General features: G+C 56.5%; 4 protein-coding genes and 1 pseudogene. 1 reads left to right on the top strand and 4 read right to left on the bottom strand.

Features of this window, described 5'->3' with window-relative positions:
• Window positions 1-103: 103 nt before the first annotated feature.
• The 4 genes from VGE80_RS23745 to VGE80_RS23730 form a co-directional block, all read right to left on the bottom strand.
• A complete protein-coding gene (locus VGE80_RS23745; protein WP_440594377.1) occupies window positions 104-1,510 on the bottom strand; it encodes a dihydrolipoamide acetyltransferase family protein in 1,407 nt (468 codons plus the stop codon).
• A 109-nt stretch (window positions 1,511-1,619) separates the two neighbouring features.
• Window positions 1,620-3,617, bottom strand: a complete 1,998-nt coding sequence (locus VGE80_RS23740; protein WP_440594376.1) for an alpha-ketoacid dehydrogenase subunit alpha/beta — start codon at window positions 3,615-3,617, stop codon at window positions 1,620-1,622.
• 84 nt (window positions 3,618-3,701) lie between these two features.
• Window positions 3,702-4,508: an SDR family NAD(P)-dependent oxidoreductase gene (locus VGE80_RS23735; RefSeq protein ID WP_397570539.1), complete on the bottom strand. Its 807-nt coding sequence runs from the start codon at window positions 4,506-4,508 to the stop codon at window positions 3,702-3,704.
• A gap of 83 nt (window positions 4,509-4,591) precedes the next feature.
• Window positions 4,592-6,193, bottom strand: a complete 1,602-nt coding sequence (locus VGE80_RS23730) for an Nramp family divalent metal transporter (protein WP_440594375.1) — start codon at window positions 6,191-6,193, stop codon at window positions 4,592-4,594.
• 527 nt (window positions 6,194-6,720) lie between these two features.
• On the opposite strand from VGE80_RS23730, the pseudogene VGE80_RS23725 reads away from it, so the two are divergent.
• Window positions 6,721-7,414 (top strand): annotated as a pseudogene (locus VGE80_RS23725) (glycogen debranching protein GlgX); the annotation flags it as partial.

Genomic DNA, 7,414 nt, shown 5'->3' with positions numbered 1-7,414 from the left:
TCTCTGCAGCGCGCCGCGCGATGATACCATCGCCACCCATTCGCAGCCCTGCAGGAACGAGTGAAAATCTTCAGTCTGGCGATGTTTGCTCAACCTGCTCGGCTCAGACGTCACCACGCAGCAGCCAGGCCGACGGATTCTCAATCGCCGAGCAGACGGTCTGAAGGAAACGGGCTGCGGGGGCGCCGTCAACGACTCGGTGATCGAAGGTCAAGCTGAGTGTCAGTTGATCACGCGCAACGATCTGGTCATCTACAACAACCGCTTCCCTCCGGATACGTCCCAGGCCGAGAACCGCTGTTTCAGGCAGATTGATAATCGGCGTGAAGGAATCAATTCCAAAAGAACCGAGGTTCGAAATGGTGAAGACACCTCCCTGCATCTCCGAGACGGTCAGTGTTCCGGCACGAGACTTCTCAATCAAGGCGGCAGACTGCTTCGCCAATTGAAATAAACTGGACGAACTGACATTCCGGACGACGGGAACAACCAGACCGTCGTCCGTGTCGACGGCAAGTCCAATCTGCAGATCCGACTGTGGCGATGGAACGATCCATTGATCCCCTTCTGCTCGGGTCGCCAATGCAAGATGCTGTTTCAGGACCAAAGCAACCAGCTTGATGATGATGTCGTTGAAGGACGGAACCAGGCCGTCTGTTGCTGCTTGTTTGAATTGCTTTCGCAGGCCGACGAGGTTCGTGGCATCAATCCGCGATGTGAGGGTCACCGCAGCCGTTTGCTGCTGGCTCGCCATCATTCGACTGGCGATAGTTCGACGGCGCGATGTCGGAAAGGTGCTCACGCTGCCTGCGGCTGCTGCAGGCGATTGCTGGCTGGCTGACAGTCTGACATCCGCTTCACGGACTCGACCATCTCGCCCTGTCCCCCGCACGCATCTCCAGTCGATACCCAGTTCCGTGGCGGTCCGTCGGGCTCGAGGACTCGAGAACTGTGAAACGACAGCGTTTGCGACGGGGGCTGGCGAGGGAATGGTGTGATGAACGTCATCAGCGGTAATTCGACCTGCGGGACCAGTCCCATCGAGCGACGCCAGTTTGATCCCCTTTTCACGTGCCAGCCTGCGGACCGAAGGGGGGGCCGCGGGAAAGTCATGTCCCGTCGCCGGTACAGTCACGGATTGTGCGGTCGCTGCAACAGCAATGGGACGCGGAACGGATGCTTCTGTGGCAGGGGGGGCACTCTGCTGAGGAGCGGACGGTCGAGGCGCTGACGGAGCGCTCGCGACCGCGTCTGGTATGGCTTCACCTTCTGCGACGAGGTAGCCCAGCACTGCACCGACGGGAACAATACTCCCCGGCTTCGGCGCGCTCGCAGGAATGCGTAGGAATCCTTCATCGACGGCTTCGATGTCTTGAGCTGCTTTCTCACCTTCCAGCTCGAATACTGCCTCACCTGCTTTGACGTAGTCGCCCTCCTGCTTCAGCCAGCGGACAAACGTTCCTTCTTCCATCGACCAGCCGAGACGGGGAACTGTGATCTCGAATGACATATTTCGATCAGCCTTGATGACGTGAGTGAATGGGCCGAATACTCAGGATCAACCGCGGACCGGTGTCCATTGGTTCTTCACCGGACCGCACTGTGTAGTCCGAACGAAGTTACTCATTAATCAGTTCTCGGATGGCCTGAGAGATCGCGTCTGCATTCGGAATGACGGCGTGTTCCAGCGGTGGGCTGTACGGTGTCGGTGTGAAGGCGCCGTTCAGTCGTTTGATCGGAGCGTCCAGATCGTTGAATCCGCGATCGGCAACCTGCGCGGCAACATCGACAGCGAAACCACACGGGGCAAACCCTTCATCGATGACCAGCAGACGGCCTGTTTTCTTGACGGATTCCAGAATCGTATCAATGTCCAGCGGCAGCACCGTCCGGGGATCGATCAACTCCACAGAAATCCCTTCGGTCTGAAGTTTATCGCAGATCGATTGAGTCAAGACGACCATCCGGGCCAGAGCCACAACCGTTACGTCGGTCCCCGGGCGAACCACGGCTGCTTTCCCGAATTCGATCTCGTATTCTGTTTCCGGCACGGGACCTTTCAGTGACAGGATCTCGCGATGTTCAAGAAACAGGACGGGGTCATCACCGTTCAATGCCCGCTTGAACAAGCCTTTGGCGTCGTAAGGATTTGATGGGACGACGACCTTCAGCCCGGGGATCTGTGCGTACATTGCATAATAGTTGCCAGAGTGGTGCGTCGCTGCGGAGTGACCGATGCCGATGCAGCCTCGCAACAGCACGGGCATCTTCAGCCGACCGCTGCTCATGTACTGGATCTTCGCAATTTGATTGACGATTTCACCAACGCCATCAAGTACGAAATCAGCGAACATGAAATCGATGACAGGCCGGGTTCCTGTCATGCCGGCGCCGCAAGACAGGCCCACGAAACCTCGCTCACAGATCGGGGTATCACACAGGCGGACTGGACCGTGCAGAGCATAAAGCCCCGCGGTCGTTTTGAAGTTGCCGCCACGCTGCCCGATCCCTTCCCCCATCACAAAGATTTTCTCGTTCCGAGCCATCTCTTCGGAGAGCGCTTCATGCGTCGCCTGCGTCATGGTGATTTCACGAGCAACATTCGTTGGACGTGTGTTAATGATCGGCCGTCCCGAGGGGGCAGGCGTCTCGGAATAGACGTGTCTCGTCGCCGACTCGGGGCTGGGCAGGGGGCTCTCTTCCGCAAATTTGCGAGCCTCTTCCACGAGCGATTTCACTTCGGCATCGATCGCATCCAATTCGGCGGCGGTCACGATCTTGTCTTTGATTCCCTTCTCGCGCAGTCGAAGGAGGGGGCAGCGTTTTTTCCACTCTTCGACGTCTTCGCGCGTCCGATAGCCAAAATCGCCCATCCCTTCGGCATGGGCCCGCGTTCGATAGGTGACACACTCGATCAGTGTGGGACCTTCGCCCGCTCGGGCTCGAGCGACGGCCTCGCTGGCAGCTTGATGGACCTCCACGGCATCGTTGCCATCCACCGTCAGACCGGTCATTCCGTACGCCGCAGCACGGCTGCCGACGTTCGGGTTACCAGCCGCATACGAGAACGGAACTTCGGTAGCGAACTGGTTGTTTTCGCAGATGAACAAGACCGGCAATTTCCAGATGCTGGCCATGTTCAGGCCTTCGTGGAAGGCGCCATTATTGGTGGCGCCGTCGCCGAAGAAGGCGACAGCCACGTTGTCTGTTTTCATCAACTTGAAGCTGTAACCGCCGCCGCAGGCCTGCAGAATACAGGGGCCGACGATGCCGCTGGTACCCATCATGCCGACTTCCGGGGAAAACAGATGCATGCTGCCGCCGCGCCCTCGCGAACAGCCGGTTTCGCGCCCGAACAGTTCGGCGATCAACTCACGCGGCGGCATTCCCTTCGCCAGAGCATGACCGTGGCCACGGTGAGTACTGAAGACGACGTCTTCATGACGCAGGTGAGCGCAGACTGCACTGGCAATCGCTTCTTCACCGACGTACGTGTGACACGCACCGTGGATCAGGCCTCGCTGGTGACATCGAGCCAGTTCCTCTTCCGTTTGCCGGATGACCTGCATTGTCCGATAGAGCCCCAAATACGTCTGCTTCGATGGCGAGTTGGTCATCTTTGTGTTGAGATCCTTATGGAGTCAGCAAACAGAAACTGGACTGAAAGCGAGCCTTTCGGGGATGGCAGTACCCTGGAGGGATCAAGTGGCCGAATCCGGGTAACGCCGAGATCCTCCCCCGTTCATGGCGAGGTTTCCGCCATCCATGGGGATCAGTGCGCCCGTGATCCAGCTCGAGGCATCGGAAGCAAGCAGAACGGAAAGCCCCTGGATATCGTTGGGGTGACCGAATCGTCCCGTCGGAATGCCGGAAAGGAACTTCTGAGCCAGATTGGGGTCTTCGGCGATCCGCTTTTCCAGGGATGGATTCAAGACTTGAGCGGGAAGAATGGCATTCACGCGGACGCCGTGTGCGGACCACTCAGTACTGAGTTCACGGGTCATCTGTGCAACAGCGCCCATGGCCATGCTGTAGGCAATATGGCCTCGACCGAGTGCGGTGAGGCTGGCGAGTGAGCCAATATTGACGATACTCCCCTGGCCAGCCGAGATCATGCGCCGACCCGCTTCCTGACACATGCAGAAACGCCCAAAAACCAGATTCCGCCAGGATTTTTCGATGTCTTCCAGCGATATCTCTTCTGGCTTTCCGAGCACCCCTTCACCCGCGACGTTGCCCAGAAAGTTGATCTTTCCAAATTGCTCGTCCAGCAGGGCGAACATTTTGCGAATGGAGTCCGGGCAGGAAACGTCACACTTCACGGTGACAGCTTTGCGCCCCAGTCCGCGAATCGCGTCAGCCGTTGCTTGAAGTCCTTCTTCGTTGAGATCTGCCAGCAGAAGGTCCGCCCCATGCTCTGCCAAGGCAAGTGACATCGCTTTTCCCAGACCACTCGCCGAACCCGATACCAATGCCACGCGTCCCGAGAGATCGAAAAGTGATGCCATATACTTGCCCTCATTCGGTAAGAGAATTGATGACGACGCAAATCCTCAGACTCTGTTCGTTTTTCGCCAAGACAACTGAAAAATTACGAGATGCCCAGTAATTCTTTCAGAATGGGCCACTGTTTTGTGACAAAAACAAGATAAGACAGACCCAGATAGAATACCGCGCACAAGACCATGCCTGTCTTATGATACCATCTCGGCTGGATTGGTTTGGGAAGGAGTGTTGTATTGACCCATAACAATTGAAATGCAGTAACACCCAGCGCCAAATTGTTGAGGTTGGCGATAATCAGCGTCATCAGTTTGGGTGTACCGTAAGTACTGAAGAGATACGCGGCCACCAGTGTCCACAGCACGTACGAGAACAGGATCGTATAGTAAATGTACTTCACCTGATCGTCGCGCATGTTGTCTCGCGCGTGCCGGTTGGCGGACCAGATGATGTCCGTCCAGCGGCGGCTGAAATCTTCGACGATCGACATCTGACTTGGGAGCAGTACGGTCAGTCCCACGAAAAGGGTGATCGTCCATAGCAAGCCACCCAACTGTGGTCCTAAATTCGGAGCGTGGCGGATGCCATCCGCAGTGATCATCGCCTGGGCCCATTCCAGCTTGTCGGCTTGATTATACAGTCCGGAATGTGCTGCGAACTGAAGGGAGAGCAGAGCGGGTAATGCCATTCCCATGAAGCAACCGGGAGTCCAGACCAGGATCTGGTCCGTCAGAATGTATCGCCACCAACCCTTCCACTTTCGCAGATTGTCCGGGGTGATGAGGAACACCTTCCCCAAATGACTGAGAGTGATATCACGTCCCCCTACCGCACTGGCGATGGCACCGACCTGACTGCCCATTCCCCAGCCCTTGTCACGGACGTAGTTACTGTAGGTGGAATTGGCCAGTCCACCGCCCCCCGCGTAACCAGCGAAGGCTCCGAGAACGGCAATGTTCCCCAGTTCAATCATGGGCCATGTACCAGTTGACCACATCTGTGTGAAGACGTTCGCGATTGCGTCCTGTCCATCGATTTTGACCGGAACATTTCCGAATCGAGCGAATCCACTCATCACGTTCCACCAGTGCAGGGGACTGACGAACAGGATGCCGATCGCCAGACAGAAGCCCAGCACAATGACGACTTTCGCCGTCATGACTGCCTGAAGCATGTTGTAGACCTTCCCCCCAATCAGTACTGGGAAGGCGACAATCAGCAGACAGGCATAGGCAAGCATCGTCACGAGGTTTCGATCCTCGGCGCCGGGGGGACGGTCCAGCCAGATTCCCGCCATGACGGCTGCGGCATTGGTTGAGAGAGCAGGGATCAAAGCCGAGAGGTTGAGGAAGAGGATGACCGAAACCCAGAAGAGCGGGCCGGGTCTTTTCCGGAGAAAACCCGTCATGACAGGCTCGCCGCAATAGAGTGCGTAGCGGGCACATTCAATGTTATAGAAGACCTGAAGCACGATCGCGACTGTTGCGATCCACATGAGGTTGCCGCCGTAACGGGCGGTGACCTCCGGGCCAAGCAGCCATTCGCCGCCTCCAATCTGGATGCCCATCATGACGATACCCGGCCCCACGAAACCGGCCCAGTTTCGCAGTCCCAATGGTTTCGGTTCGGGTAACTCTGCCAGGTCCCATGCCGGCAGGCACGTGACCGGAAGGTCTGACGTGTTTGTCATAAAAAACACACCGAATTGTTAGGGGATGGAGATTCCGGCGGATACGGTAACCCAGTGAGTCGCGGGAATCAAACTCGCGAGCAGAACTCGTCTCAATCTTTGCGGTCACAGTGCCTCGACCATCACGGCACTGCTGAAACTTGAGCCCCTGGCGTTTTCGAGTGATGTGTGTAAACGCCTCCAGGGTATTCAATGGTGTCTGCTCCTCTTTTCGTCAGAAAAGACCTGAGCTTCCGTTTTCCCGGTTTCCCTGTCATTCGGTTACGACAGCTTAAATTTGGGTTGGTGTGCTCAAGAACGTCGCTAAAAGTTCGAAATCGACAAGAGTCGGGAAGCGAGATAATTTAATCGAGAGGCTGCGACACACACGGGATCGTTCGAAAAGCGTATGCTACCGCACTCCACTGCCGGAATGTGCCCAGGACATTCCGGTAGCTACTGTCGATCTGGGCAATCATCGATGGCTACCGGGCTCTCCTGAGTGATTGCCGGTACGCGATCGGAATTCGGGATTAAAGGAATTGAAGATGCGAGTCTGGCCAGGGCACCCCTATCCGCTGGGCGCGAGCTGGGATGGAGCGGGAGTCAACATCGCGCTCTTTTCCGACAAAGCGACCAAGGTGGAACTTTGCCTTTTCGACTCTACGCATGACCTCGAAGAGAGTCAGCGCATCGAGCTCACAGAACGCACCTACAACGTGTTCCATGGTTATTTTCCCGATCTTCGACCGGGGATGCTTTACGGATTTCGCGTACACGGACCTTACGCTCCCCAGAATGGGCTGAGATTCAATCCCAACAAGCTGCTGTTTGACCCGTATTCTCGGGCCGTGGGACGTCCCCTGAAGTGGGATGATTCGTTGTTTGGCTATCGGAAGGACGATGCTCTAGGAGATCTGTCATTTGACGATCGGGATTCAGCTCCCTTCGCTCCTTTAAGTCTGATCGTCGATACCGCATTTACATGGGGAAAGGACGAGCGGCCCGATATTCCCTGGGAGCGAACTGTCATTTATGAACTGCATGTCAAAGGCTTCACGAGGTTGATGACAGAGGTTCCCGAGAAATTGCGGGGGACCTATGCAGGTCTGGCGAGCGCACCCGCCATCGACTATCTCAAACGCCTTGGCGTGACCGCGGTTGAACTACTGCCGATTCACTTTCACGTCGATGAAGAATTTCTGACAAATCAACAGCGAGTGAACTACTGGGGCTATAGTT

This window comes from Schlesneria sp., from assembly GCF_036405755.1.
Taxonomy (GTDB): Bacteria; Planctomycetota; Planctomycetia; order Planctomycetales; family Planctomycetaceae; genus Schlesneria; species Schlesneria sphaerica.
The sequence above is the reverse complement of the archived record's forward strand: the minus strand, read 5'-3'. Positions and strand labels throughout refer to the sequence as shown.